General features: G+C 49.8%; 25 protein-coding genes, 3 tRNA genes and 1 pseudogene. 15 read left to right on the top strand and 14 right to left on the bottom strand.

What is annotated here, in order from left to right:
- The first annotated feature begins 4 nt into the window (after nucleotides 1-4).
- Nucleotides 5-832, top strand: a complete 828-nt coding sequence (locus METMA_RS0104250) for an undecaprenyl-diphosphate phosphatase (protein WP_020157829.1) — start codon at nucleotides 5-7, stop codon at nucleotides 830-832.
- Here the strand turns inward: METMA_RS0104250 and METMA_RS0104245 are convergent.
- Nucleotides 829-1,395 (bottom strand): Smr/MutS family protein, encoded by a 567-nt coding sequence (locus METMA_RS0104245; protein WP_020157828.1) that lies wholly within the window; start codon nucleotides 1,393-1,395, stop codon nucleotides 829-831. The genes METMA_RS0104250 and METMA_RS0104245 overlap by 4 nt on opposite strands.
- 74 nt (nucleotides 1,396-1,469) lie before the next feature.
- Here METMA_RS0104245 and surE point away from each other — a divergent pair, with 74 nt between their 5' ends.
- From surE to METMA_RS0104230, 3 genes are read left to right on the top strand one after another with little or no spacing between them, the layout of a single operon-like run.
- Nucleotides 1,470-2,225: a 5'/3'-nucleotidase SurE gene (gene surE / locus METMA_RS0104240; protein WP_027147023.1), complete on the top strand. Its 756-nt coding sequence runs from the start codon at nucleotides 1,470-1,472 to the stop codon at nucleotides 2,223-2,225.
- Nucleotides 2,222-2,884, top strand: a complete 663-nt coding sequence (locus METMA_RS0104235; RefSeq protein ID WP_020157826.1) for a protein-L-isoaspartate(D-aspartate) O-methyltransferase — start codon at nucleotides 2,222-2,224, stop codon at nucleotides 2,882-2,884. Before surE ends, METMA_RS0104235 begins: the two co-directional genes overlap by 4 nt.
- On the top strand, nucleotides 2,881-3,468 hold the full coding sequence (locus METMA_RS0104230) for a YqaA family protein (protein ID WP_020157825.1): 588 nt from the start codon (nucleotides 2,881-2,883) through the stop codon (nucleotides 3,466-3,468). Before METMA_RS0104235 ends, METMA_RS0104230 begins: the two co-directional genes overlap by 4 nt.
- A gap of 469 nt (nucleotides 3,469-3,937) precedes the next feature.
- Here the strand turns inward: METMA_RS0104230 and METMA_RS28175 are convergent, their stop codons facing one another.
- Both METMA_RS28175 and METMA_RS27395 read right to left on the bottom strand, forming a co-directional pair.
- Nucleotides 3,938-4,159, bottom strand: coding sequence for a tyrosine-type recombinase/integrase (locus METMA_RS28175; RefSeq protein ID WP_408605829.1), 222 nt, complete (start codon nucleotides 4,157-4,159; stop codon nucleotides 3,938-3,940).
- Nucleotides 4,160-4,212: 53 nt separating this feature from the next.
- Complete coding sequence (locus METMA_RS27395) at nucleotides 4,213-4,368, bottom strand: hypothetical protein (protein ID WP_020157822.1); 156 nt, start codon at nucleotides 4,366-4,368, stop codon at nucleotides 4,213-4,215.
- Between METMA_RS27395 and METMA_RS23905 the strand changes: the two genes are divergently transcribed.
- Nucleotides 4,367-4,756, top strand: coding sequence for a GNAT family N-acetyltransferase (locus METMA_RS23905; RefSeq protein WP_020157821.1), 390 nt, complete (start codon nucleotides 4,367-4,369; stop codon nucleotides 4,754-4,756). The two genes, METMA_RS27395 and METMA_RS23905, sit on opposite strands and share 2 nt — an antisense overlap.
- A gap of 253 nt (nucleotides 4,757-5,009) precedes the next feature.
- Here the strand turns inward: METMA_RS23905 and METMA_RS0104205 are convergent.
- From METMA_RS0104205 to glgB, 4 genes and pseudogenes are all read right to left on the bottom strand, one after another.
- A pseudogene (locus METMA_RS0104205) lies at nucleotides 5,010-5,294 on the bottom strand (transposase); the annotation flags it as partial.
- A 201-nt stretch (nucleotides 5,295-5,495) separates the two neighbouring features.
- Entirely contained in the window at nucleotides 5,496-6,305 is an 810-nt protein-coding gene (locus tag METMA_RS0104200) for a hypothetical protein (protein WP_232216321.1), read from the bottom strand.
- Nucleotides 6,306-6,368: 63 nt separating this feature from the next.
- Nucleotides 6,369-7,802 (bottom strand): glycogen synthase GlgA, encoded by a 1,434-nt coding sequence (gene glgA, locus METMA_RS0104195; protein ID WP_020157818.1) that lies wholly within the window; start codon nucleotides 7,800-7,802, stop codon nucleotides 6,369-6,371.
- A gap of 19 nt (nucleotides 7,803-7,821) precedes the next feature.
- The gene (gene glgB, locus METMA_RS0104190) at nucleotides 7,822-9,996 is read right to left on the bottom strand and encodes a 1,4-alpha-glucan branching protein GlgB (protein ID WP_020157817.1); all 2,175 of its coding nucleotides are present in this window, start codon (nucleotides 9,994-9,996) and stop codon (nucleotides 7,822-7,824) included.
- Between the two features lie 92 nt (nucleotides 9,997-10,088).
- Here glgB and glgC point away from each other — a divergent pair, with 92 nt between their 5' ends.
- The 3 genes from glgC to malQ all read left to right on the top strand — a co-directional run bounded on the left by glgC (nucleotide 10,089) and on the right by malQ (nucleotide 14,647).
- Entirely contained in the window at nucleotides 10,089-11,369 is a 1,281-nt protein-coding gene (glgC, locus tag METMA_RS0104185; protein ID WP_027147022.1) for a glucose-1-phosphate adenylyltransferase, read from the top strand.
- 98 nt (nucleotides 11,370-11,467) lie between these two features.
- Nucleotides 11,468-13,159, top strand: coding sequence for a glycoside hydrolase family 57 protein (locus METMA_RS0104180; RefSeq protein ID WP_036248948.1), 1,692 nt, complete (start codon nucleotides 11,468-11,470; stop codon nucleotides 13,157-13,159).
- Between the two features lie 18 nt (nucleotides 13,160-13,177).
- On the top strand, nucleotides 13,178-14,647 hold the full coding sequence (gene malQ / locus METMA_RS0104175; protein ID WP_020157814.1) for a 4-alpha-glucanotransferase: 1,470 nt from the start codon (nucleotides 13,178-13,180) through the stop codon (nucleotides 14,645-14,647).
- Nucleotides 14,648-14,697: 50 nt separating this feature from the next.
- Here malQ and METMA_RS0104170 read toward each other — a convergent pair whose 3' ends face one another.
- The 5 genes from METMA_RS0104170 to METMA_RS0104150 form a co-directional block, all read right to left on the bottom strand.
- The gene (locus METMA_RS0104170; protein ID WP_020157813.1) at nucleotides 14,698-15,567 is read right to left on the bottom strand and encodes a quinoprotein dehydrogenase-associated putative ABC transporter substrate-binding protein; all 870 of its coding nucleotides are present in this window, start codon (nucleotides 15,565-15,567) and stop codon (nucleotides 14,698-14,700) included.
- A 75-nt stretch (nucleotides 15,568-15,642) separates the two neighbouring features.
- Nucleotides 15,643-16,107, bottom strand: coding sequence for a tellurite resistance TerB family protein (locus METMA_RS0104165; protein WP_198014458.1), 465 nt, complete (start codon nucleotides 16,105-16,107; stop codon nucleotides 15,643-15,645).
- Between the two features lie 181 nt (nucleotides 16,108-16,288).
- Nucleotides 16,289-18,142, bottom strand: a complete 1,854-nt coding sequence (locus METMA_RS0104160) for a methanol/ethanol family PQQ-dependent dehydrogenase (protein ID WP_027147021.1) — start codon at nucleotides 18,140-18,142, stop codon at nucleotides 16,289-16,291.
- Between the two features lie 470 nt (nucleotides 18,143-18,612).
- A complete protein-coding gene (gene lpxH, locus METMA_RS0104155; protein ID WP_020157810.1) occupies nucleotides 18,613-19,338 on the bottom strand; it encodes a UDP-2,3-diacylglucosamine diphosphatase in 726 nt (241 codons plus the stop codon).
- 90 nt (nucleotides 19,339-19,428) lie between these two features.
- A complete protein-coding gene (locus tag METMA_RS0104150) occupies nucleotides 19,429-20,010 on the bottom strand; it encodes a peptidylprolyl isomerase (RefSeq protein ID WP_020157809.1) in 582 nt (193 codons plus the stop codon).
- A 199-nt stretch (nucleotides 20,011-20,209) separates the two neighbouring features.
- Between METMA_RS0104150 and cysS the strand changes: the two genes are divergently transcribed.
- The 5 genes from cysS (at nucleotide 20,210) to METMA_RS0104125 (ending at nucleotide 22,811) form a co-directional block, all read left to right on the top strand.
- Entirely contained in the window at nucleotides 20,210-21,607 is a 1,398-nt protein-coding gene (gene cysS / locus METMA_RS0104145; RefSeq protein ID WP_020157808.1) for a cysteine--tRNA ligase, read from the top strand.
- A 113-nt stretch (nucleotides 21,608-21,720) separates the two neighbouring features.
- Complete coding sequence (gene fchA / locus METMA_RS0104140) at nucleotides 21,721-22,350, top strand: methenyltetrahydrofolate cyclohydrolase (RefSeq protein WP_020157807.1); 630 nt, start codon at nucleotides 21,721-21,723, stop codon at nucleotides 22,348-22,350.
- 204 nt (nucleotides 22,351-22,554) lie between these two features.
- Nucleotides 22,555-22,631 (top strand) — tRNA-Pro (locus tag METMA_RS0104135).
- Between the two features lie 4 nt (nucleotides 22,632-22,635).
- Nucleotides 22,636-22,712, top strand: a tRNA-Arg gene (locus METMA_RS0104130).
- A 23-nt stretch (nucleotides 22,713-22,735) separates the two neighbouring features.
- Nucleotides 22,736-22,811 (top strand) — tRNA-His (locus tag METMA_RS0104125).
- Nucleotides 22,812-22,996: 185 nt separating this feature from the next.
- On the opposite strand, the gene trxC is transcribed toward METMA_RS0104125, so the two are convergent.
- A complete protein-coding gene (trxC, locus tag METMA_RS0104120) occupies nucleotides 22,997-23,428 on the bottom strand; it encodes a thioredoxin TrxC (protein WP_020157806.1) in 432 nt (143 codons plus the stop codon).
- 57 nt (nucleotides 23,429-23,485) lie between these two features.
- Entirely contained in the window at nucleotides 23,486-24,007 is a 522-nt protein-coding gene (locus tag METMA_RS23900) for a HugZ family pyridoxamine 5'-phosphate oxidase (RefSeq protein WP_020157805.1), read from the bottom strand.
- 253 nt (nucleotides 24,008-24,260) lie between these two features.
- Between METMA_RS23900 and trhA the strand changes: the two genes are divergently transcribed.
- The gene (trhA, locus tag METMA_RS0104110; protein WP_020157804.1) at nucleotides 24,261-24,878 is read left to right on the top strand and encodes a PAQR family membrane homeostasis protein TrhA; all 618 of its coding nucleotides are present in this window, start codon (nucleotides 24,261-24,263) and stop codon (nucleotides 24,876-24,878) included.
- A 211-nt stretch (nucleotides 24,879-25,089) separates the two neighbouring features.
- Nucleotides 25,090-25,596: a C40 family peptidase gene (locus tag METMA_RS0104105; RefSeq protein WP_020157803.1), complete on the top strand. Its 507-nt coding sequence runs from the start codon at nucleotides 25,090-25,092 to the stop codon at nucleotides 25,594-25,596.
- Nucleotides 25,597-25,601 lie beyond the last annotated feature (5 nt).

Here is a 25,601-nt window from a genome sequence, read left to right as displayed (position 1 = left end):
CAGAATGGATTTAATAATCGCATTAAAAGCCTTTATCCTGGGGGTTGTTGAAGGATTGACCGAATTTTTACCTATTTCCAGTACCGGGCATTTAATTCTGGTCGGCGATTTGCTGGATTTTAATGATGAAACCGGCAAGGTTTTTGAAATAGTGATCCAGACCGGCGCCATTCTGGCGATCTGCTGGGAGTACCGGGTCAAGATCGGGGCCATCATCGCGGGTCTGTTAAAATGGCAGCCTGCCGCTTTAAAGTTCACCATTAACCTGGCGATCGCCTTTATGCCGCTGGCGATTCTGGGTCTGTCATTCGGCAGCCTGATCAAAGCGCACTTATTTAAGCCGATTCCCGTCGCGTCAGCGTTTATTATCGGCGCGTTTATTATTTTCTGGGCGGAAAAAAGAGAACATAAAATCCGCATTCATGAGGTTGAGGATTTGACCGCGCTGGATGCGTTAAAGCTCGGCTTTGCGCAGGCGCTGGCGCTGATACCGGGTACGTCCCGCTCCGGTTCGACCATCATCGGCGGCTTGCTGTTCGGATTGTCGCGCAAGGCGGCAACGGAGTTTTCTTTCTTCCTGGCTATACCGACGTTGATTATCGCCAGTATTTACGATTTGTATAAGCACCGCGAATTGCTGCACAGCACGGATTTGCCGGTATTTGCGATAGGCCTGGTCGCGGCGTTTTTCAGTGCCCTGCTAGCCGTGCGCGCCTTGCTGCGCTATATCAGCCATCACGATTTTACCGTGTTTGCCTGGTATCGCATCATATTCGGCGTACTGGTCATCGGTACCGCCTATAGCGGCCTGGTGCAATGGACCGTGGATTAAAAATCATCGCGTTCGTCCCGGTATTTCTCGGAGACGTGCAGCAGCACAAAAACCGCGCCGGCGCCGCCGTTTTTCTGCGATGCCGAGCAAAAGGCCAGAACCTCCTTGTGTTGTCTGAGCCATAAGTTGAGATTATTTTTCAGGACAGGATGGTTATCGGGTGAGCGATAGCCCTTGCCGTGCACGATATGGACACATTGGCAGCCGTCCTCTATGCACATGTGCAGAAATTTTAGCAGCTGGCGTTTGGCTTCGTGGCTGTTCAGTCCGTGCAGATCGATTTCGGCATCGAGCCCGAAATAGCCGCGGCGCAGCTTTTTTAAGACGTTTTTTTGCACGCCGGGCGCGAGAAAGCTCAGTGTGTCTTCCGGCGTCACGCTTTCAATATCAGTTTCAGCCGTATCGACTAAGTATTCCTCCATGTCGGGCGACGCGCGCCTGGGAATGGGTTTGGTTTTTTTTTCTTTTGTTAACAGTACCTTATCGCTCTTGATGGCGGATACTTTGCCGATGGTTTTGCGGAACAAATGACTGTCTTCTGAGGTGAGATTTTTTTTTGCCACGAAAGCTGATTTTGTCGAGTATTGTTGCTAATATGTTTGATTTTATAGCTTATTTTGCTTCAGGGCGACTGATAATGCACATTTTGTTAAGTAATGATGACGGGTACTTGGCTGAAGGGCTTTCCGCACTTGCGGATGCATTGCGCGGACATGCCGACATATCAGTGGTCGCGCCGGATAGAAACCGTAGCGCTGCAAGCAACTCACTGACACTGGAAAGGCCCTTGCGCATGTCTGTAGGGGAGAACGATTTTGTCAGAGTGGACGGTACACCGACTGATTGCGTGCATCTGGCCATAACGGGGCTGCTGGATACAGAGCCCGATATGGTTTTTGCCGGCATTAACCACGGCTCAAACCTGGGGGACGATGTGCTGTATTCGGGAACCGTTGCCGCTGCGACCGAAGGCCGTTTTCTGGGCCTGCCCGCCATCGCCATTTCCCTGGCATCAAGCAACCCCACCCATTTTGAAACAGCCGCGCATGTGGCTGTAACGTTATTGCAGCAATTGATCAAGTATCCTTTACCGCAAGATACGATTCTGAACGTCAATGTCCCCGACGTCACAATTAATGATTTAAAAGGCTATCAGGCTACGCGACTGGGTCAGCGACATAAAGCCGAACCGGTAGTCAAGAGCACCGATCCGCGCGGGCGCATTATTTACTGGGTGGGGCCGCCCGGGACCGAACAGGATGCAGGTCCCGGAACTGATTTTCACGCCATCAACACGGGTTATGTGTCGGTTACGCCTCTGCAGGTCGATTTAACCTGGTATGAACGCATCAATGGATTAAAGGCCTGGCTGCCTGAGGAGAAAAATTTATGATGCGAAGTCTGCAAGGAATAGGCATGACGTCCCGGCGTACCCGGGAGCGCATGATCAACCGGCTGGCCCAGCAGGGCATTAGCAACAATAAAATTCTTGACGCCATGCGCGATACGCCGCGGCATATTTTCATGGACGAAGCGCTGGCGAGCAGGGCGTATGAAGATGTCGCCTTGCCGATTGGTTACAATCAGACGATTTCCCAGCCTTATATCGTCGCCAAAATGACGGAGTTACTGCTCGAGTTCGGCCGCCTGGCGAAAGTGCTTGAGATTGGAACCGGTTGCGGTTATCAGACCGCCATTCTGGCGCAGCTGGTAGATCATGTGTATACCATGGAAAGAATCTGGCCTTTGCAGAAAAAAGCGAAAAACCATTTATGGGATTTAAAGCTCAAGAACGTCAGTTATCAGCATAACGATGGCATTTTGGGCTGGCCGGAACAGGCACCGTTCGACGGCATTCTGGTATCTGCCGCGCCGTCGGAAATTCCGGAAACGCTGCTGCGGCAGATGGCGCTGGGCGGGATTATGATCATTCCGGTCGGCAAAAGCGGAAATCAGACATTACAACGGGTTGTCCGTACCCAGGGCGGGTTTGAAGTTGAAGAACTGGAACCGGTCAGCTTTGTACCTTTTTTATCAGGGAGAGAACTATGATGTTTCAAAAATTATATGACAAGGCGTTGTCATGGTCTAAACACAGGCATGCGGTGAAATATTTATGCACGCTAAGTTTCGCCGAGTCCTCGTTTTTTCCGGTACCGCCCGACGTCATGCTGGCGCCGATGGCGTTATCGCAGCCCGATAAGGCCTTCCGGCTGGCGACATTTACCACGATCGCCTCGGTTCTGGGCGGCATGCTGGGCTATGCGATCGGCTATTTCATGTTCGATAGTCTCAGGCCCTGGCTGGAGACGACGCATTATTGGGACAGTTATTTGCTGGCGAGGACCTGGTTTGAGCAGTGGGGTTTCTGGGCGATCTTCATCGCGGGGTTTTCACCGATTCCCTACAAGGTTTTCACGATCGCGGCCGGCACGCTCAATATGGTGTTTCTGCCTTTTGTATTGGCTTCATTCATTGGCCGCGGCGCGCGCTTTTTTCTGGTGGCCATGCTGCTGGCGGCCGGCGGAGCAAAGCTGGAGTCGAAATTGCGCGAATACATGGACCGGCTGGGCTGGGCGACTGTCGCTTTAGTGATTGTCGGCGCTGGCATCTATAAGCTGTGGCAGCCGGGATGATGCTTGCGGAGACCAAAACGCTGAGCCTGATCCGACAGTTTCCGGGGGTAGTCTCAACTGCATCAGGCATTGACCTCAAATCGACCTTGAGGCGCCAATCAATCAGGGTTTCCGAAGGGCTACTGTCAGCGGCAAAGCAGAAAACCATTTAAAAACAAGGCAACTTGATTGAATGCAAAAACTTTGTTTTCGTTGTATTTTTTTAATTGGGATTGGGATCAAAATCCAGAGGACTTTGTGCCTGTTTAATCGCTTTCTGCACCACTGATTCATGAATGTGGTAACGCCTGCGTTCCTGTTTTTCCGTTATCAGCGTCAGCGATTGGGCCGGAAAAAACCATTGCCAGATAAGTTCTTTCGCGGCGTTCTTATCTTTTCGATCTAGTAGTCAGTCCATTTAATTATGGCGGTTAAATTGTAGGTGCGAATTTATTCGCACTATTCGCACGCCATGAATGCTCTGTAAATTTTACTCGTCAGAACAAGGCTGACTAAGTACTAGTTGATCCGGTAAAAACGTACCGGTGTATTTCGCCTTCAAGTCCGCTTCATGCAAGTCGATCACCCTCTGTAATTGCTGTTTTAACGCCGGAACAAGCGATTGCGGCAGTGGCACCGTTCGGTCTTTTTTACCTTTGCCATCATGGACCGTCAAAATACCGGCATCAAGATTGAAACACTGTACGCGCAGATTCAGGCATTCAAACAGCCGTAAACCGCAACCGTAAAAGTTTGGCGACCAGGTTAACGGGGGTCTTCGAGGTGATCGAAAATCAAATCGATTTCTTCGCGGGAGAGTACCACGGGGATATCAGGCTTGCGCTTTGCCTTGGCCACGCCTTTGATTTCGCCAAACTCTTTTTTTAGCACCTGTTTGTATAAAAACTGGACTGGTGGCATGTTAACGGAGGATTTCATAGATCACGTCGAGAAACATTTCTACGTGGCGAAATATCACCACCAAGTGGTTGGCACGGGCACGATCAATATCGACACCGGAAAAATTGACGCCATATTTGTCCATCCAAACCACATGAGAAAGGGCATAGGAAGAGGGATTATCGCATTCCTTGAGGAGATCGCCTTAAGCCGTGGGTTAGAGACATTAAATTTGGAGTCGACGTTAAACGCCGCGGCATTTTATCGAGCATGTGGTTTTAAAGGCGATGAGATTGCTACCTATGTCTCACCGCGAGGTATATCACTAGACTGCATCCGTATGATTAAGGATATCTCGCCCAACAACCGCTTCCAGCCGACGTCACCGCTGACGCGGCGCCGCTACTGAAGCAAGGCTTTAGATGCAATGAATAGTCTTGTGCTGATATTGATTGTGGTCGTAGTGGTACTTAATGCTTATGCTACATGGCGCATCCTGCGATCAGATGACCTGGAACGCTTACAAAAGTATGCGCAGGGAGTTATTGTCTGGTTGCTTCCACTCTTGGGTAGCATGTTGGTCATCTATTTCCTTAATAATGCATATAGGATGCCTTCACCGCCAAAGTCTCCCTTTGGAGGCGGAGCAAATGACAGCATGCCTGGAGGAGTTCAGTAGCCACTTTTTTTAGCAAACCGCGCTCCTCAGTGAGTCGGGCGACCTTTTTCTTCAACCGCTTTAATTCATCGTAAAGATGTTCGTCAGTTCGCACGGCTTTATCGCTGGTTTTGGGCCGGCTGTATTTGCTGATCCAGGTATGCAAAGTATTGGCATTGATACCGAGATCCTTGGCTGTCTGAGCAATCGATTGATCTGATTCGGTCGCCAGTTTAACGGCTGACGCTCTGAGTTCCGCACTATAGACTTTTTGTTTTTCTTGGTTCAATTTGGGGCACACGTTCTCTGGTCACGTTATTTTAGATTGTGTGTCCGGTTTAGTGTAGCCATATCAAATCTCAAATACCCTAAAGGGCATACATGCGTATCCAACCGGGTTTATGAAAACCTCTGGCGCCCTTCGGCCAGTGAATGGCTTGTTTTCATGGCGTCGCATGCCCCTGAAGGTAATGTTTCCGAGCCGCTCTTTCTAATCGATTTTATCGACCTTAACCAAAATACGCAGCTTGCTCTGGCTGGTTTGCCGAAGCCGGGCCAGCGTTCCGCTGTCGCTGCGTCGACTGTCTTCATCGATACCGCCCAACTCCACCCACTCGCCGAGCTTCACCCGGATCGTGGATTGGGCTTGCTGGGTTTCAATCTGACCGCGCGCGTTGAGTTTGTCGGCCCACGGCGAAACCTCGAGGATGGCGTGCTCGCCTGCCAGCCTGGGCGTGACGGCAAAGCCCGCCGTCGCATCGATAAAGGTGGTCGTGCTGGACGCTGTCGGGCCATAGCCCGAATCATAAATCTGTAGGGTTTCTGTCGGATACGTGCTGCCGGCCTGAATATAGGCCGTATTGCCTTCCAGGGAGCGGATGGTTTGCGTGCTTTCATTGGCGTACTGGTCCTGGGTTCGATAATAATGGCCGTACGCGCTGGCGCGGGCTCTGGATAAATCATCGATTGGGCCACGGACCCTGACCCTGGCGGCGGCATTGAGTTCGTCGGCGGTCAGATGCCGGCTCTGCATGACTGTAATCACCACATTGTTCAGGCGGGTATCCAGCTTGTTGACGAGCGTTTTGATTTCAGTCAGTCGCTCAGGCGTGGTCTTGATCACCAAGTTGGAGCCGTCGGCAATCGCGTGATCGGCATAATCCAGCAGGGGCTCGAGCAAGGGCTGTATTTCGGAAGCGGGCCGGTTTGCAAGCGGGATGACTTCAATTACGGTTTGCCCTGCAAAGGCTACGTTGCCGAACAAGACCATGAACATCAATGACAGAAGTGTTTTATTCAACGCAAACTCCACGGGCAACGTTTGGGCATGGGCGACTTGTCCAGTCGCCCGTTCAGACCGGGGTTACATGCCCTGATACAGTTCCAGATACTGCTCGGCACTGTGTTGCCATGAAAAATCTTTTTTCATGCCATTAATCTGCACTTTCTTCCAGGTCTCTGGCATGCTGTATAAAATCAGCGCACGCTTGACCGCTTCCATTAAGGAGCCGGAAGTGGCGTCATTGAAGACGATGCCGGTAGCGGTATTATTACTGATGGTTTCAGGCAAGGCGTCAACGACGCTATCGGCCAGGCCGCCGGTTTTGCGAACGATCGGCAGGGTGCCGTAGCGTTGGCTGTACATTTGATTCAAGCCGCAGGGTTCAAACCGCGACGGCATTAAAAAAATATCGGCGCCGGCCTCGATAAGATGGGCCAGCGATTCGTCATAGCCGATAGTGATCGCTATTTTCTCGGGATATAACTGCGCAAAATCCAGCAGTTTTTGTTCGAAGGTCTTGTCGCCGCTGCCGAGCAGTACAAATTGCATGGGCATGGCGGCCATTTCGGACAGGCAGTCTATCAGCAGGTCTATGCCTTTTTGCTCGACCAGCCGGCTGATCAGTCCGATGACCGGTATCTTCTTGTCGGCCGGCAATGATAGCTTTTTCTGCAGGGCCGTCTTGTTAAGTTGCTTGTCCTTAAGCGATTCCGCATTATAGCTTCGCTCAATATAAGGGTCGGTTGCAGGGTTCCACAATTCGGTATCTATGCCGTTTATGATGCCGCTTAGGACGTCCTTGCGGTACGTCAACAGGCCCTCCAGGCCGTAACCCAAAGCCGGCGTTTGAATTTCCCGCGCATAAGTCGGGCTGACCGTGGTGATGCGGTCGGCATAAACCAGCCCCCCTTTAATGAACGACAACATGTTATGGAATTCCAGTCCATAAGGCTGCCATAACTGTCCCGGTATGTTTAATGTGACTGTGCTGGAGGCCGGAAACAGGCCTTGATAGGCCATGTTGTGTATCGTGAATACGGTTGCGGGCCGGTCGTGCTCTAGCGATAACAAGGCCGGGACCAGACCGCTTTGCCAGTCATTGCAGTGCACGATATCGGCTTTCCAGTTCTGCTGTGCCCGATCCATGGCGATTTCGGCGGCGATGCGGCAGAACAGAGCGAAACGTTCGGCATTGTTGGGCCAGTCGTTGCCGTGCTCGTCATGGTAGGGGTTGCCGGGGAAACTGAAAAATTCGGGATAATCGACCAGCCAGACGATAACGGCGCTATCCGGCATGCGGGTTTCAAGGATATTGACATCACGGTTGTCGACGCGCACGGAACAGAGAAAACGGACGTCGCCATGGATTCTCAGGGCCTGATAATTCGGCATGACCAGACGTACATCTTGCGATAATTCAGCCAGGGCCTTGGGCAGACTGCCTGAAACATCAGCGAGGCCTCCGGTTTTGATCAGGGGGTGTGCTTCGCTGGTGACAAAAAGTATTTTTTTCATATATCTCGTTTTGCAGTTCTTATAGCTTTAGGATTACGGCTCCTAAGGGGGGCAAGGTAAGACTGATGGAGTGAGGCTGATTCATCCAGGCAACAGGTTCCGATTGAACCCGGTCATTGCCGATGTTGCCGCCGTCATAATAAGCGGAATCGGAGTTGAAGATTTCAGTATAGGTGCCGGCTTCCGGAACGCCGATCCGGTAGTGTTCCCGGGTGACCGGCGTAAAGTTAAGAATGATGAATAAATCCTCGTGCTTGTTTTTTCGGCGGTAACTGATGATGGACTGCTGCACATCATGGCAGTCGATCCATTCAAATCCGTGATGGTCGAAATCGTGCGAATATAGGGCCGGATGCGTTTTATAAAGGTTGTTCAAGTCTTTGATCAGTTTTTGCACGCCGCGATGGTGTGCATAATCCAGGACGTACCAGTCCAGGGCCCGGTTGAAATTCCATTCAGTGCCTTGTCCGAATTCGCAGCCCATAAACAGCAGCTTTTTACCCGGATAGGTGTACATATAGGTGTATAACAGCCGCAAATTGGCAAAGCGTTGCCATTCGTCGCCAGGCATTTTATTGACTAACGAGCCTTTGCCATGCACGACCTCGTCATGTGAGAAGGGCAGGGTAAAGTTTTCGGTAAAGGCATAGAGCATGCCGAAGGTTAGCTGATCATGATGGTACTTGCGATGGATGGGTTCCTGGCTCATATACGCGAGGGTATCGTGCATCCAGCCCATGTTCCATTTCATGGAGAAACCCAGTCCGCCGGTCCAGGTCGGCCGCGTTACCTGCGGCCATGATGTGGATTCCTCGGCCATGATGACGGTGCCGGGATGCTGGTTGTGCGTGACCGTGTTGAGCTCCTTCAGAAAGTCGATGGCTTCTAGGTTCTCGTTGCCGCCATACATGTTCGGAATCCAGTCATTCGGCCCGCGCGAATAGTCCAGATAGAGCATTGAGGCCACGGCATCCACTCTCAGGCCGTCAAGATGGAATTCTTCCAGCCAGAAAATGGCGCTGGACAGCAAAAAGTTTTTCACTTCGTTGCGGCCGTAGTTGTAAATCAGCGTGCCCCAGTCGCGGTGCTCGCCTTTACGCGGATCTTCATGCTCGTAAAGCGCGCTGCCGTCAAAACGGGCCAAAGCAAAATAATCCTTGGGAAAATGCGCCGGTACCCAGTCCAGAATGACACCTATGTCATTTTGATGGCAGGTATCGATAAAATAACGGAATTCATCCGGGGTTCCGTAGCGGCTGGTCGGGGCGAAGTAACCGGTAGTCTGGTAGCCCCATGAGGCATCCAGCGGATGTTCGGTCACGGGCAGCAACTCGATATGGGTAAAGCCCATTTCTTTCACGTAGTCGATAAGTTGCGTGGCCAGTGCCCGGTAATTGAGAAAATTGCCCTGGGCATCGCGTTTCCATGAGCCTAGATGGGCTTCATAGATAGACATCGGCTCATGCAGCCAATCGTGGCTGGCTCGGCGGCTCATCCAGCGATGGTCCTGCCATTTGTAGCTGTCTTTATCAACCACGATGGAGGATGTTTTCGGGCGAAATTCAAACTGTTGTCCGTAAGGGTCGGTCTTGATCAGGACCTCATTGCTTTCCCGGTTCAGTATTTCAAATTTATATAACGAGCCGACTTTCAATCCCGGGATGAAAAGCTCCCAGATGCCGCCGCTCCCGAGATTTCGCATCGGATGGCAACGCCCGTCCCAGAGATTGAAGTCGCCGATTACGCTAACCCGGCCGGCATTGGGCGCCCAGACCGCGAATAACACGCCTTCAATGTCATCAACGCTATGCAGATGAGCGCCCAGTTTTTGGTAGATGTGCCAGTGGCGGCCTTCTCCGAATAAATGCCGGTCGAATTCCGATAACTGCACCGGAAAATCGTACGGATCATAATTCTCATGCGGCTGGCCGTCTTTATCTATCCAGGAGAGCTTATAATGTTTTGGCAATTCTCCATTTTCGGCGGTATATTCAAAAAAGTCCGTACCGGTAATTCTCTGGAATGGTTGATCGGTCTTTTCCAGGAAAACGGATTCAGCGTAAGGCATATAAACTTTGATCTGAGTCAGCTTGTTCTTCTGATGGCGACCCAAAATTGAAAAAGGATCATGGTGCCTGGCTTCTATAATTTTAATAGAATCGGAGTCAAGCGTATTGGTCGACTGCTTTTTCACTTTGAATGCCCTCGGTTTAGTAAGATAATGACTTTGCAAATATTACCAAAATTAAACAACAGTTGTGAGCCTATTCCACATGGAGATCAAAAATGTCAGCATCCAGTAATCAGCATCATGATCGTTTTGTCAGTCATTTAACACGTAACACAATTGCTTTAATACTAGCCGGTGGGCGTGGCTCGCGTCTGGAGAATATGACGGATTGGCGGGCCAAGCCCGCTGTTCCTTTCGGCGGCAAGTTCAGGATTATTGATTTTCCGCTATCCAACTGCATCAATTCCGGCATCCGCAAAATAGGCGTTCTTACCCAATATAAAGCTGACTCGCTGATTCGCCATATTCAGCAGGGATGGGGATTTTTACGCGGCGAATTTGGTGAATATGTTGATTTAATGCCGGCCCAGCAAAGGCACGCCGAAGGATCCTGGTACGAAGGGACGGCTGATGCAGTTTATCAAAATATCGATATTCTGCGCAGCCGCAACCCGGAATTCATTCTGGTGCTGGCCGGTGACCACATCTATAAGATGGATTACGGCCCCATGCTGGCCGACCATGTCGAAAGAAATGCCGATTTAACGGTTGGTTGTATAGAGGTCTCGCTGCAGGATGCAACAGCCTTCGGCGTTATCGATGTCGATGAAAACCGGCGCGTCAAGTCCTTCATTGAAAAGCCGGCAAATCCGCCGATCATGCCGGGCAGAACCAATACGGCATTGGCGTCCATGGGCATTTATATTTTCAACGCGGGGTTCTTGTATGAGCAATTGATTAAAGATGCCGATACGCCGGGCTCGCAGCGCGATTTCGGCAAGGACATTATTCCTTCCATTATTGATAAATATGTGGTGAATGCCTATCCATTTTTGGATTTGCAAAGCGGTGAGCAAAGTTACTGGCGCGATGTAGGTACTATCGATGCTTACTGGTCCGCTAATATGGAATTGATTGGCGTTAAGCCGGATCTGAACCTCTATGATAAAACCTGGCCGATCTGGACGTATCAGGTACAGGCGCCTCCGGCCAAGTTTGTTTTCGATAATGACAAACGGCGGGGGTTGGCTGTCGATTCCATGGTATCGGGAGGCTGCGTGATTTCCGGATCAAAGGTCCGGCATTCCTTATTGTTCTCTAATGTCAGGGTTAATTCTTATACAACTTTGCAGGATACCATCGTTCTGCCTGAAGTTAATATCGCGCGCCACTGCCGCATCACCAAAGCTATTATAGAAAAAGGTTGCGAGATTCCGGAAGGTACGGTTATCGGCGAAAACAGGGAGGAAGATGAAAAGAGATTCTATGTCAGCCCCGGCGGAGTTGTATTGGTCACCCCCGATATGTTGGGGTACAGAAGGCATTATGTCAGATAACAGGCGGGGCGGTTCGGGTTTGGAAAGAAAGGTTTCATGTTAATCCAGATGAGGTGGTTTCATTACGCCGGATGGGTAAGGACAAAGCAGACGACATTATGTTAAAAAAGAAATTGAAGTTAGTATTGTGCTGGCACATGCATCAGCCGGAATATAGAGATTTACAGGTAGGCGAGTATAAACTGCCGTGGACGTATCTGCATGTGATTAAAGACTACGTCGACATGGCGGCGCATCTGGAAGCGGTGCCGAAAGCCAAGGCGGTCGTAAACTTTGCGCCGATTTTGCTGGAGCAGATAGAGGATTATGCCAAGCAGGTCAATAGCTATTTGCATGATGGCATTTCAATTACCGACCCGCTTCTGGCCGCATTGGTTGAACCGAGCATTCCTGCCGATCCCGATGATCGTCTGAAGTTGATTAAGGACTGTATGCGCGCCAACCATGAAAGGCAAATAAATCGTTATCCCGCGTTTAAAAAACTGGTGGAGATGGCCGAATGGCTTGAACATCATCATGAGTCTTTAAATTACGTTAATTCCCAGTTTATCAGCGATATCCTGGTCTGGTATCACCTGGCCTGGATGGGCGAAACCATCAAGATTACAGACAGCAGAATAAAACGCTTAATAGAGAAAGGCTTCGGTTATACCCTGCATGAAAGGCTGGAAATCATAGAGATTATCGGTGAGCAACTGGCCAGCGTGATTCTCAGATATAAGGTGCTGGCCAGAAAAGGTCAAATTGAATTGTCGGTTACGCCCTATGCGCATCCTATCATGCCGCTTTTATTGGATTTGAACTCTACGCATGAGGCCATGCCGGATGCGCCTCTGCCGGAGTTGGACGCTTATCCGGGCGGAGAGGAGCGGGTCAGATGGCATCTTGAAAAAGGCGTGCAGACGTTTAAGCGCTTTTTTGGCTACAAGCCTAAAGGATGCTGGCCTTCGGAAGGCAGCATCAGCGAGCCGACCTTGAGACTGCTGGATGATTTTGGATTTGAATGGGCGGCAAGCGGTGGTTCAGTGCTGCATAACAGTTTAAATCTGATTGAAAATGCGGAAAAGCCAAGCTCGCATCATCCGTTTAGACTTAAAAATACCGATATCGCCTGTTTTTTTCGCGATGACGGATTATCCGACTTGATCGGTTTTGAGTATTCCAAATGGCACGCTGATGATGCAGTCAGTGATTTGATTCATCATCTGGAAAATATCGCCATGCATGAGCCGGGCGATGCGCTGGTTTCCATCATCATGGATGGTGAAAACGCCTGGGAGTATTTTCCAGCTAACGGGTATTACTTCCTTAGCGCTTTATACAAACGACTGGCCAGTCACCCGGATATTGAATTAACGACTTTTTCAGAAGCCTTGAAACATAAAGTGGAAGTTAAATCCTTGCCCAGATTGGTTGCCGGCAGTTGGGTTTATGGCACTTTTTCAACCTGGATAGGCGATGCCGATAAAAACCGCGGATGGGATATGCTCGGTGACGCGAAATGGGCCTTCGACAAAGTCATATCCACAGGGCGCTTGACTGATGAGCAAGTGCATAAAGCAGAGTTACAGTTGGCGGTTTGTGAGGGTTCCGACTGGTTTTGGTGGTTTGGCGATTACAATCCCGGTGAGGCGGTCAGTAACTTTGAAAAACAATTCCGTCTTAATTTAGCTAATTTGTATAGATTATTAGGGGAAGAACCTCCTGCTTATCTAGCCATGTCGTTTACACAGGGTTCGGGTGCTCCAGCGATGGGCGGCGCAATGCGGCCCGGCATCGAACATATATAATCTCTAAGCAGGAATAACATGTTAAACAAGCGCCGTGCCGGTATTTTATTGCATATCTCATCGTTGCCGGGAGCCGGCAGCCACGGGGATTTGGGTCAGGAAGCGTATCATTTTGTAAATTTTCTCGCCGATACCGGTATCACTGTGTGGCAAACACTGCCCTTGGGCATGACTCATGCGGATGCATCGCCTTATCAATGTTTATCCGCTCACGCAGGTAATCCGGCGTTCATTAATATCGGCTGGCTGGTTCAAAAAGGCTGGCTGCACCCGCCCGGAAGCGGCCTGGATTACCGAAATGTTTCGAACTCGGATAAAAGCAGCTTGATAGCCGAGGCTTTCCAGGGGTTTTTAGATCATGCCGAGTCACAGGATAAGGCGCTGTTTGCGCAATTCCGCGAGGAGAAAGGGTTCTGGCTGGACGATTTCGCCGTATTTATTGCGCTCCGGAATGAGTTTAATCAGCTTTGCTGGAATCAATGGCCGGAGCATTTCAAGGAAAGGGATGTAAAAGCGATTAAAGAAGCGCGGCGCCGTTTAAAATCGGAAATCGAGAGAATTGAATTCGAACAGTATGTCTTTTTCAGACAATGGCTGGAATTAAAAGCCTATGCTAAACAGCATGGCGTGCTGCTATTCGGCGATATTCCTATTTTCGTATCATACGACAGCGCTGACGTGTGGGCTAACCGTCAGGTTTTCAAGCTGGACGAGACTGGTCAAATGTCCGTCGTCGCAGGTGTGCCGCCTGATTATTTCTCCGCTACGGGCCAGCGTTGGGGAAACCCTCATTATGACTGGGAATATCTGGAGCATACCGGGTTTCGCTGGTGGGTTGAACGCATGCATACGCAGCTCGAACTGTTCGATATTTTACGCATAGACCATTTTCGAGGGCTTGAGGCGGCGTGGGAGATACCGGCCGATGAAGAGACGGCGGTTAATGGGGAGTGGGTTAAAGCGCCCGGCAAGGCCTTGCTGAATGCCATAAAAGCCGAACATGGATCGATTCCCCTGGTTGCCGAGGACCTGGGGGTCATTACCCCTGAAGTCGTGGAATTGCGAGACGAATTTGATTTGCCGGGCATGAAGATTTTGCAGTTCGCTTTCGGCAGCGGCCCCGATAATCCCTATTTGCCGAACAATTACGTGAAAAATTGCGTGGTTTATACCGGTACTCATGACAATGATACGACTTTGGGCTGGTCTCAAGCATTGAGTGAGGAGGAAAAAAAGTTCGTTTACGAATATCTTGGCAACCCGTCTCTGCCCTTGCACTGCGCTCTGATACAAGCGGCCTTGGCATCGGTTGCGAATCTGGCGGTGATCCCCATGCAGGATATTCTGGAATTGGATAGCCATCATCGAATGAACACACCCGGCACAATTGAAGGTAATTGGCAGTGGCGCTTCCAATGGGAGCAATTATCACATGAGCGGGCTGTCAGGTTAGGCCATCTGGTGAAAATGTTTAACCGCATTCAATAATTAAAGAGCAGGCTGGGCGGCCTTGGCGAGGCCGCCCAGGGAAGAACGACTTAATCGTCGTCCTCGTGTTTGACCTGTTCCGGTATCGGTAATAAAGGAACGTTATAGCTTTTAATGATTGCTCGTATCTGATCGGCTTTAGCGGCAATCAGTTTGTTGAGCATTTCCTGTCTTGCCTTGTCGCCGTAGCGCACCCCCATCGCTATTGAAAAATCAAATTTCATGCCGTGGGTCGATTGCATCGGAATCATTGTAATACTGTCTTTCGGACTTTCGGAGACGACGTAGCCGGCCATCGGTCCCCAAAGAATAACCATGTCGATTTTTTTCGCCTGCAAATCCTCCAATATCTGCATGGCCACGTTGTGTTTATCATCGCCCGACATGCTCTGGTAAGGAATGCCCTGATCGAGCAGGCCATTTTTTTGCAGCCAGGCTGTTCCGGGGCCGCGGTCAAACATGGCGATTTTCAGTGCCTCCTGGCGTTCCAGCGGCAGTTCGGCCAATTGCGCGAGATCCTTTATATCGTCCCAGCCCCGCCCCTTGGCAATGAGCAGAACATAAGTCGAATGATAATACGGCGATGTCGTCAGTGTGAGGTCATAATCGGCAGGTACGCCCATGATGACGTCACACTTATACTCTTCACTTTCCACATCCGTATCTTTTAATGGCGCCTTCAAGGTGTTGCGAACAAAGCCCAATCGTTGAGGAAACCAGGTGTATTCAAGTGTCTGTCCGAGTTCCTTGGCAAACAGCTCGGCTATTTTATTTTCAAAGCCGTCTTGGTTTTTTGTTGAATAAGGTGGGTTCAAGGGATCTGCGCAGACTTTGAATTTTTCTTCCGCCATGGCTGAAAATGTTACTGCGGTCAGAAATAACCCGGCAAGTATTTTTTGAATCTGATGCGAAGCCCGCATTAAGTTCTCCTTGGTAAATTGAACAAGTTAGAACAACTAGTTTACTGCATAACGAGTTGTTTTTTAAATTAGAAGTTAATTCAAGGCGGGTGGGCGGGGGAATTCGGGCAGCACCATGTCCGGCGCGATTTTAAGTTCCACGAAGATTTTTGTTAATAGCTTTTTTTCTTCATCAATAATTCTATCCCTTAATCCATAGGGATACTGGGTGGTGCAGGCGGCGGCAATATCCAGACAATATTCAAAAACGGTAGAGCGTCTCGGCTCGGATAATGACGTAGAGGCAATGGCCCTTAATTCCTGCAACAATCGGCCGGAAGGCCGGTTATGGGCAAAACGATCAAGGAAGGCATTGGCATCATCAATGCTGACGGCCTGAATGCCGGCTACGCGATCCAGAAAAGCAATATGCTCGATAAGGAAGTGATAAAGAATTCGCAACTCGCCGGGCTGATTTTGGCCATCGGCCCATATGATTTCAATTAAGGGAATTAAATCCAGAAAATAAAAATCGGCCGGACGCAGGTTGAATTCAGCCATTAATCGATCGAATGCATGTTGCGGCGACATGGTGTGGTGTTTCGGATAAGTGAAAAATTTAACTATAGCCTAGGTTGATGTTATGTCCAGTTTCAGGGTATTAAACGCTAAAAAAAAGCCCTGGCCGATGATAAATTCGGTCAGGGCTTTTTAGAACCAATCTAAAAATCAGATCGATTTATTAATTAGGTAATGCGAATACAGTTAATGTACCACCTAATTTAGTGAAAGAGCTCAAGCTTCTGTATGCGCCAACAGCACCTAAACCTTCAGAGTTTGAATCTGCTTCACCGGAGTCAAGACCTGCAGCGATACCGATACCAGCCCAGCCGCCGATACCTGAAAGAACGCCAACGTATTGTTTGCCGTTGTATTCCCAGGTATTAACGTTGCCGATGATGCCGGAAGGTGTCTTGAATCTGTACAACTCCTTACCGGTTTTAGCATCAACTGCTTTCAGGTAGCCTTCCAGAGTGCCGTAGAATACGACGCCGCCGGCTGTGGCAACAGAACCTGACCATACAGAGAATTGTTCTTTGTTGGACCAGACAATTTTGCCGGTTTTAGCGTCAAACGCTGTAAACTGGCCCAGGTTGGTTGTATTGTCAGGCTTGCCGGTCATAACGTCCGCGCCAGCAGGCTGCATGGTCAGGGTGGCGCCTACATAAGGCTGGCCGGCTGTGTATGAAACTTCGAATGGTTCGTAGTTCATGCACAAGTGGTTGCCAGAGATATAGAACAGGCCTGTGTCAGGAGAGTAGGAAACAGGAGCCATGTTTTTAGCACCTAGCGCCGCAGGGCAAACGCCTTCAGTGTTAACGTCTTCACCGTTGTGTTCGGTAGAGTATTCAGGAACAACTTGAGGACGGCCAGTTTTCATGTCAACGTGAGTAGCCCAGTTGACAGATTTGTCAAATTTCTCGGCAACCAGCAATTCACCCGTTTCACGATCCAAGGTATAGCCAAAACCGTTACGGTCGAAATGCACGATAGTTTTGTGCATTTTGCCTTTGACTTCCTGGTCAACCAGAACAGTTTCGTTGATACCGTCGAAATCCCATTCATCGTGAGGCGTCATTTGGTAAACCCATTTGACTTCCCCGGTGTCAGCATCACGAGCCCATAATGACATGGACCATTTGTTGTCGCCAGGACGTTGAGTAGGATTCCATGTGGACGGGTTGCCTGATCCGTAATAAACCAGGTTCAGTTTAGGGTCATAGCTGTACCAGCCCCAGGTTGTACCGCCGCCGATTTTCCATTGGTCGCCTTCCCAGGTGCTTAAGCTGGAGTTTTCGCCAACTGGAGTAACTTTGCCGTTTTTCCAGGTAGTTGTCTTTTTAGGATCGATCAGCGTGTCGCCGTCTGGACCCATGCTGTAGCCTTTCCAGGCCAGTTCGCCGGTTCTGATGTCATAAGCGGCCAGGAAGCCGCGAACCCCGAATTCACCGCCGGAAATACCGGTCAGCACTTTGTCTTTAACGACTACTGGCGCTTGAGTGTTGGTCATGCCCAGTTTCGGGTCGCCGTTTTGTACGCTCCATACGCGTTTGCCGGTTTTAGCGTCTAAAGCGGTTAAAACGGTATCGGATTGTTGCAGGAAGATTTTGCCATCGCCGTAAGCCAAGCCGCGGTTGACAGTGTCGCAGCACATAACCGGAATAGTAACGTCAGCGTCTTGTGTTGGTGTGAATTCCCAGATTACGGATTGCGTTTTTTGATCAATCGCGTAAACAGTGTTGGGGAATGGGGTATGGATGTAAAGAACATCGTTTACCACCAATGGGCCGCCTTCATGACCACGTAACACACCAGTAGAGAAAGACCATGCCGGTTGTAGGTTTTTCACATTGTTTGCGTTGATTTGGTCCAGTTTGCTGTAACGAGTACCGGCGTAGTTACCACCCCAAGTAGCCCAGTTAGCTGGGTTTTGAGTCAGTTTCTCTACTTCGCTGTTAGCAGTTGAAACCGCTGGCGCAGCCAGAATTGCAGCCACACTTGAAGCAAGCAGCCAACTTTTTAAAGGCTTCTTCATATATATTTCTCCTGATATTCTGCTAATTAGACAGAATACTGATTATGTTTTTTTAAGACTAATATTAGTTCTAAAGCTTTTGGGTGACTTTTTCTGTTTCGTTAAAAGGAATTTTTCCTGGTCACTCCAGACGCCTAAATTTAATGATTTTGCCCCAAAAGTCAACTCTTAAGGTAGTTATAAGATCTTTCTGGGGTCTTGGGTCAAGGTAAAATACAGTTGCGAATCGATATTAATTTCTTAAAGTAAAACACATACTTCAACATAATGTCGTAGGATTTTGCTGATTGTTTTTAATTTTCCGGCGCTGGCATCGAAGGCGGCAAGCGAGGGTCCGGAATATGGCTCCTTGAGCGTAAGGCGACTTATGCCAAAGGGTTGAACTTATGCTTCCTTAGTCTTTTGATTAAGGTGTTGGTTCCCGTTTCATTCGCGATAAATGCCTATCAGGCCGGAATTCGCTCAGCCGGTTAAAGAGTTTCAACACGGTAACCGTTACGATTCCAGCACAGAATTTCGCCCGCATCTTTTTTCCAGGCGGCGAGCACAAGACGCTGGCCGGGTTGGCCGTCTATTTCAAAGTGATGAATGCCCGGGCGGTGGGTATGGCCGTGAATCAGGCGTAGACAGTTATGTTCGCGCATAACCGTTATTACTGTGTTTTGATTGACATCCATAATTTCCTGCGTTTTTTTGCGATTATGAAAGTGGCTGCGAAAGCGGTACCAGCGCGCCATCAGCAGGCGCAGAAGCAGCGGTTTCGATAAGACATAGCGCTTCCATTCCGGAGTATGTGATTTTGCTCTAAAAGCCTGATAGGGCAGGTCGTCGGTACAGAGCAAATCGCCGTGCGTGAGCAGGGTAGGTATGCCATAAAGATCAATGACCACATAATCATCGATCAGGATCACGCCGGTTTCCTGGCGGAACCTGTCACCCAGCAGGAAATCGCGGTTACCTTGCTGCAGATAAACTTTTGTGCCTGCGTCGGTCAATTGTTTCAGATGTTTTTTAATCTTACGATTGGGAGGCGTGGGGTCATCGTCGCCTATCCAGGCATCAAAAAGATCGCCCAGGATATAAACGGCCGCGGCCTCGGGCGCGCGCTTGTCAAGAAAGTCAATAAATCGACGCGTGATTTCAGGTTTGTCCAGGGAAATGTGCAGATCTGAAATAAAAAGAATGTCTTTATTCATGGAGGATATAGGTGCAAAATCCGTGGCGGAACAGTGGGTTTCCGCCACGGATTTCAGGTGCTCGTCTTCGGCTGTTTTATGCCGGGGCGCTTATTCGATAACTTCGGCTTTTTCGATGACGATGTCGGTTTTGGGAACGTCCTGGTGCGGGCCGCGATTGCCTGTCGGTTGCTTGGCCATGGCATCAACTATGTCCATGCCTTCAATCACTTCGCCAAAAACGGCATAACCCCAGCCATTCGGTGTCGGGCTGGTATGGTTCAGGAATGAGTTGTCCTTGTAGTTGATGAAAAACTGCGCGGTTGCGGAATCGGGGTCCGGCGTGCGGGCCATGGCGATAGTGCCGCGACTGTTGGGCAGGCCGTTATTGGCTTCGTTTTTGATGGGGTCATGCACGGCTTTTTGGTTGAAGCTTGTGTCGAAGCCGCCGCCTTGCGCCATGAAGCCGGGAATGACGCGATGGAAAATAGTGCCGTTATAAAAACCTTCGTTAACATACGTCAGAAAATTTGCCGATGAAATGGGCGCTTTTTCAGGGTTTAGCTGGACAATGATTTCACCGAGCGTCGTCGTTAATTTAACTTTTGTTTGAGTATCAGACATTTTGTTTTCCGTTGCAAAAGAGAAAGTTGTTGTTAAAAACAGCATCAGGGAAAGAACGAGGATGCGCATGGGTTTCCTTTGTAAGTGATACAAAGGGCAGATTCTATGTGTTTTTATCTTGAAAGAGAAGTATGCGCTTGGTAAATTGTGCGGTTTTGTTTATATACTTACACACCCATTTCATCTGACAGCCTGTTTTGCAAAAGTCGGTTACGGGCGCTGAGCAGCGGATTTTTTTAACTGTAATGACACGGCAATTAATAACTCAATGCTGAAAATATATAACACCCTGACTCGGAAAAAAGAACTGTTTCAACCGCGCGAGGCCGGCAAAGTCGGCATGTATGTCTGCGGTATGACGGTCTATGATTACTGCCATATCGGTCATGCCCGCGTCATGGTCGTGTTTGACACGGTCGCGCGCTATTTTCGTTATCTGGGGTACGAGTTGACATACGTGCGCAATGTCACGGATATCGATGACAAGATCATTCAGCGGGCTAATGAAAACGGCGAAGACTTCGGCAAACTGACCGAGCGTTTTATCGAGGCCATGCATGAGGATGAGCGCGCGCTGTCGGTGCTGCCGCCCGATATCGAACCCAGGGCCACGCAGTCCATCGCACAGATTATTGCCATGATTGAGTCTTTGATGGCCAAGGGATTGGCTTATGTCGGCGGCAATGGCGATGTATTTTATTCGGTGGACAAGTTTAAAAACTACGGCCAGCTGTCGGGGAAGAACCTGGATGATCTGCAGGCCGGCGAACGCGTTGACGTGGACCTGGCCAAGCAGAACCCGATGGACTTCGTATTATGGAAAATGGCCAAGCCCAATGAACCGGCCTGGGAGTCGCCCTGGGGGGAGGGGCGCCCCGGCTGGCATATCGAATGCTCGGCCATGTCGACCTGTTGCCTGGGCAACCATTTCGATATTCATGGCGGCGGCATGGATCTGCAGTTTCCCCATCATGAAAATGAAATCGCCCAGTCGGAAGGCGCAACCGGCGAAAAATTCGTTAATTTATGGATGCATAATGGCTTTGTGCGCATCAATGAAGAGAAAATGTCCAAATCATTGGGCAACTTCTTTACGGTTAGGGAAGTGCTGCAGCGTTACCGGCCGGAAATCATCCGGTTCTTTATTCTTTCCAGCCATTACCGCAGCCCGTTAAATTACTCCGATGAACATCTGAATGAGGCCGGAGCGGCTCTGACGCGGCTTTATACGGCATTGCGCGGCGTCGACGTTGTGCAGGCAACCCTGGAAAACGAGTTCAAAACACGCTTTGAGCAGGCCATGGATGACGACTTTAACACGCCTGTGGCCTTGTCCGTCATATTTGATCTGGCCAGGGAGCTGAATAAAGTCAAGGAAAACGATAGGGAAAAAGCCGGGCAACTGGCGGCTACATTAAAATATTTAGGCGGCCTGCTGGGTCTCTTGCAAGATGATCCCGATACTTTTCTTAAAGGTCGAGCCATGGCTGGTTCAGATACCGGTTCGGGTTTATCCGATGTTCAGATTGAGCAGCAAATCCAGGCGCGTCTTGATGCCAAAAAAGCTAAAAACTGGACCTTGGCCGATCAAATCCGTGATGGACTAAAACAGCAAGGCGTTATTCTGGAAGATGTGCCGGGCGGCACGAATTGGCGCCGGGAATAAATTACAATAAACATTCAAGCTCCCGCACAGGTAAAGCCAATATATGATCTCAGAGCAAGCTGTGTGCGAATTTGTCTGCGAGAATAGAATTAATGATTAAGTGAAGGGTAGTAATGAGCGAAATTAAAGATAAATCAGTCCAGGTGTTCCTTGATGAACTGGCCAGTAAAGCGCCTACGCCTGGCGGTGGCAGCGCCGCGGCCGTCATGGGGGCGCAATCGGCCGCTTTGACCAGCATGGTGTGCAACCTGACCATCGGCAAGCCTAAATACGCCGAGGTCGAAGCTGAAATGCGGGCATTGCTGGAAAAATCGGAAGCCCTGCGGGAAAAACTGATCGGCATGATCAAAGCCGATGTGGATGTCTTTGATCGCCTGATGGCTACTTACGGCCTGCCGAAAGAAACCGAAGAGGAAAAAACGGCGCGCAGTGCGGCGATTCAGGCGGTATTGAAAGAAGCGACCGATGTGCCCTTGGCTTGTGCCCGTGCTTGCGCGGAAGCGATTGAACTAAGCCGCATTGCAGCGGATAAGGGTAATCTGGGCGTGATCAGCGATGCGGGCGTGGCCGCGATGGCCGGTTACAGCGCTTTAAAAAGCGCAGCGTTGAATGTGTATATCAACGCCGGGGGGCTTAAGGACAGAGACTTCGCCGAGGCGAAGCTGGCGGAACTGGAGCAGGTCATGCAAGGCGCGGATACTGCCGCGGAAGCGGTTTATCAAGTCGTTAAGGCCAAGTTGTAGGCGGCAGTTTCTGGTGTCGAATGAGGCGCGGGATCTGTTTGGTCGTGGCACGAAATGGCATGATTTCAATGACTTATGTTTTGTTTGAAAAATAACTATAAAATTAATAAAAAAAGAGTTGACGACGAGGAGGCGCATCGCTATCATAGTCAGCTCTTCAAGGGTGGTTGAGAAGTTTAACAAGCCATTAGTTAAGAAGATTGTCGGGGTATAGCGCAGTTTGGTAGCGCGCCTGCTTTGGGAGCAGGATGTCGGGGGTTCGAATCCCTCTACCCCGACCAATTTGCGCTTGTAGCTCAACCGGATAGAGCACCGGCCTTCTAAGCCGGGGGTCGCAGGTTCGAGTCCTGCCAAGCGCGCCATTTCTTGAGAAGTCCCTATTATGGTGAGCGTAGCTCAGTTGGTAGAGCCCCGGATTGTGATTCCGGTTGTCGTGGGTTCGAGCCCCATCGTTCACCCCATTCATTTCAATTGCCATTGTCGCTTTTGAACCCTCCTACAGTAGGGTTTAAGTCTTCTTTTCAGCAACCATGCTGAGTATCAAGTCGCAATCCTGACATCGCGGAAGCTATTCTATCAATAAGCCGTCTTGCATGGCGTAGATTCTGATCCTGTTTTCATGCCCGAGATAAGCGGGTTTTGGTGTTTACAAATGACTGCTGATCCAGCGCACGATATCCGCGGCACTCATGGCCCCTGATTGACGGGCGATTTCCCGGCCGGCTTTGAAGATGATCATGGTAGGAATGCTGCGAATGTTAAATTGCGCGGCGAGACCTTGTTCCTGTTCCGTATTAAGCTTGGCCAGACGCACCTTGGGCTCAAGATGGACCGCGGCCTGGGCGTAAGCCGGCGCCATCATTTTGCAAGGTCCGCACCAGGGAGCCCAGAAATCGACAACAACAGGCATATCATTACGCGAAATATGACGTTGAAACTGGCTGCTGTCTAATTCCAGAGGCTGTCCCGTAAATAAAGCCTGTTTACAGTTGCCGCAATGGGGCCGGTCGTCCAGACGGTCGGATGGAATTCGGTTAATGGTATGGCACAAAGGGCAAACAATATGCAAGGAGCTCATTTGAGAATATTTTTAAAGTTCAGGTAAGCTTTGATATAAGGTCATCAAGTTTAAAAATCAATATGCCTCATCCTGAATTACGTTTTTTGGTTTAACAGGATGCACGCTTCCGTCTCTCATACCAATGGTATAGGTACGACCGAAACCGACGACGTATCGTCCGCTTTCAGGTTGTAAAGCAAATAAATGAAAATCCGATAAAGACCGAAGCAGGCTGACGACTTTGCCGAATTTCGTCCCCAGCGCGTGCAACTGAACGTTGTAATCTTCATCATCCTGCAAAATTTCCTTGACCTTACAACTGAATACAACCCGTTCGCGCGCAAACAGGTTAAGTGATTCGGATTCCGGCCGGACAAACATGACCGAAGCCTGCGGATTCTGCAACAAATTAACCGTGTGGCTGGCCAGCTCGCTGACAAAGATATAAAAGCATCCTGATGGGGTCTGTACAAAGGGGGCGTAACTGATATCGGGAATACCGTTTCCTGTAGCGGTCGATAGCAATAATGTCTGTTGCGAGGCTATCAGTTTACGATAATTCAAGGTTATGTCGTCGAGATCTTCGATTTCGTTCATTTTATGCGAACTCCTCGTGCGTAAAGTCGTTATGGGATATTTTTCCCCTTACTCAATTTCAAGGCTTTTTTGATCAGACCAGTTTAGGGGCAAAATTACGCCCGGCATTGGGTTCATTTTCGCCGTTTCAGGCGGGTAATATTGATTATCAAACGATGCCGCGTTTAAAATTGATAAAATGGCTTAAATAACAATTAAATCCTGTCTCAAACTCGGGTCTTATTTCATTCCCGTTCCTTAGAAGGTGGCGCGAATGCATGATGGAGAACGGTTCAATGTCATCAGCCATTTGCTGGGCGCGCTAGCTGCGTGCGTCGGACTGATTGTGCTGGTCGTGCTGGCCGTACGGCAGGGCGATATGTGGAAAATTGTCAGCTTTAGCGTCTATGGGACGTCCCTGGTGTTAGCTTATACGTTTTCCACGCTCTATCACGGCTTGCAGGGCAAAGCCAAGGAAGTGTTCGCCGAACTCGACCATCATGCGATCTATCTCTTGATTGCCGGCACTTATACGCCTTTTACGCTGGTAACGCTGCACGGCAGTTGGGGTTGGTCAATATTCGGAATCGTCTGGAGTCTGGCGGTGCTGGGGAGTTTGCTGGAGTTGCTGTCCAGAAAAGAGCAGCGTGTTCTGCCGGTGGTGATTTATCTCCTGATGGGCTGGATTATACTGATCGCGATCAGACCCTTGCTGCGGGTCATGCCGATGGAAGGTTTTTTCTGGCTCTTGTCGGGAGGGCTGTTTTATAGCATAGGCGTGGTGTTTTATGCGCTGGATGACAGAGTCAGGTATTTTCATAATATATGGCATATTTTCGTATTGGCGGGCAGTGCCAGCCATTATATTGCGGTGCTGTTATTTGTCGCTTGATGCCTGCTCTGACCGATGACTTAACCGCTGGTATCGTGCTAGCGCAGGCACTTTGATAATCCGGACCGTTTGCAGCGGTTCAGGCGCTTGAAGGTTGTCCGCCGTTTCCCAAGCCGACTATGTGCGCTTGTATTCGGATTCGGATATGATAGCCTAATCATCTATTTATAAGCCGTTTTTGTTGGTAATCCTTAACTGTGGTTTTAACGCATTGAAAAACTCCGCTGGCTTAGACAATCTGCATTTTTTTATCCGGCTTGCCTTGCCGCTAGTGACCGTTTTGTCCGCCGGGTGTTCTCATGAGCCTAAAATCCGTCCGGTCTGGCCTGCACAGTCGCAACTGCCGCCGGTGGTCAATTATGCCCTGAGCCTGCAGGGTGTTCCTTATCGCTACGGCAAGGCCTCGCCGCGGGAAGGCTTCGATTGCAGCGGTTTTATCAAACATGTTTATGAACACCAGGGCATCGCCTTGCCGCGCACCACGCGCGAAATGGCTCAGGTTCTGCCGCCAGTCTCGATACATCAACTTAATTCCGGCGATCTGGTTTTTTTTAATACCAATGGCTATCCTTTTTCCCATGTCGGCCTGTATATCAGCGATAATAACTTCATTCACGCCCCTAGCCAGCGTACCGGCAAGGTCCTGGTGTCCAGCCTTAACAATCAATACTGGCGGCAACATTTAATCGGCGCGCGCCGGCCCGGGCAGTGGCATTAACGGAA

It is taken from the genome of Methylobacter marinus A45 (assembly GCF_000383855.1).
Classification (GTDB): Bacteria; Pseudomonadota; Gammaproteobacteria; order Methylococcales; family Methylomonadaceae; genus Methylobacter; species Methylobacter marinus.
The sequence above is the reverse complement of the archived record's forward strand: the minus strand, read 5'-3'. Positions and strand labels throughout refer to the sequence as shown.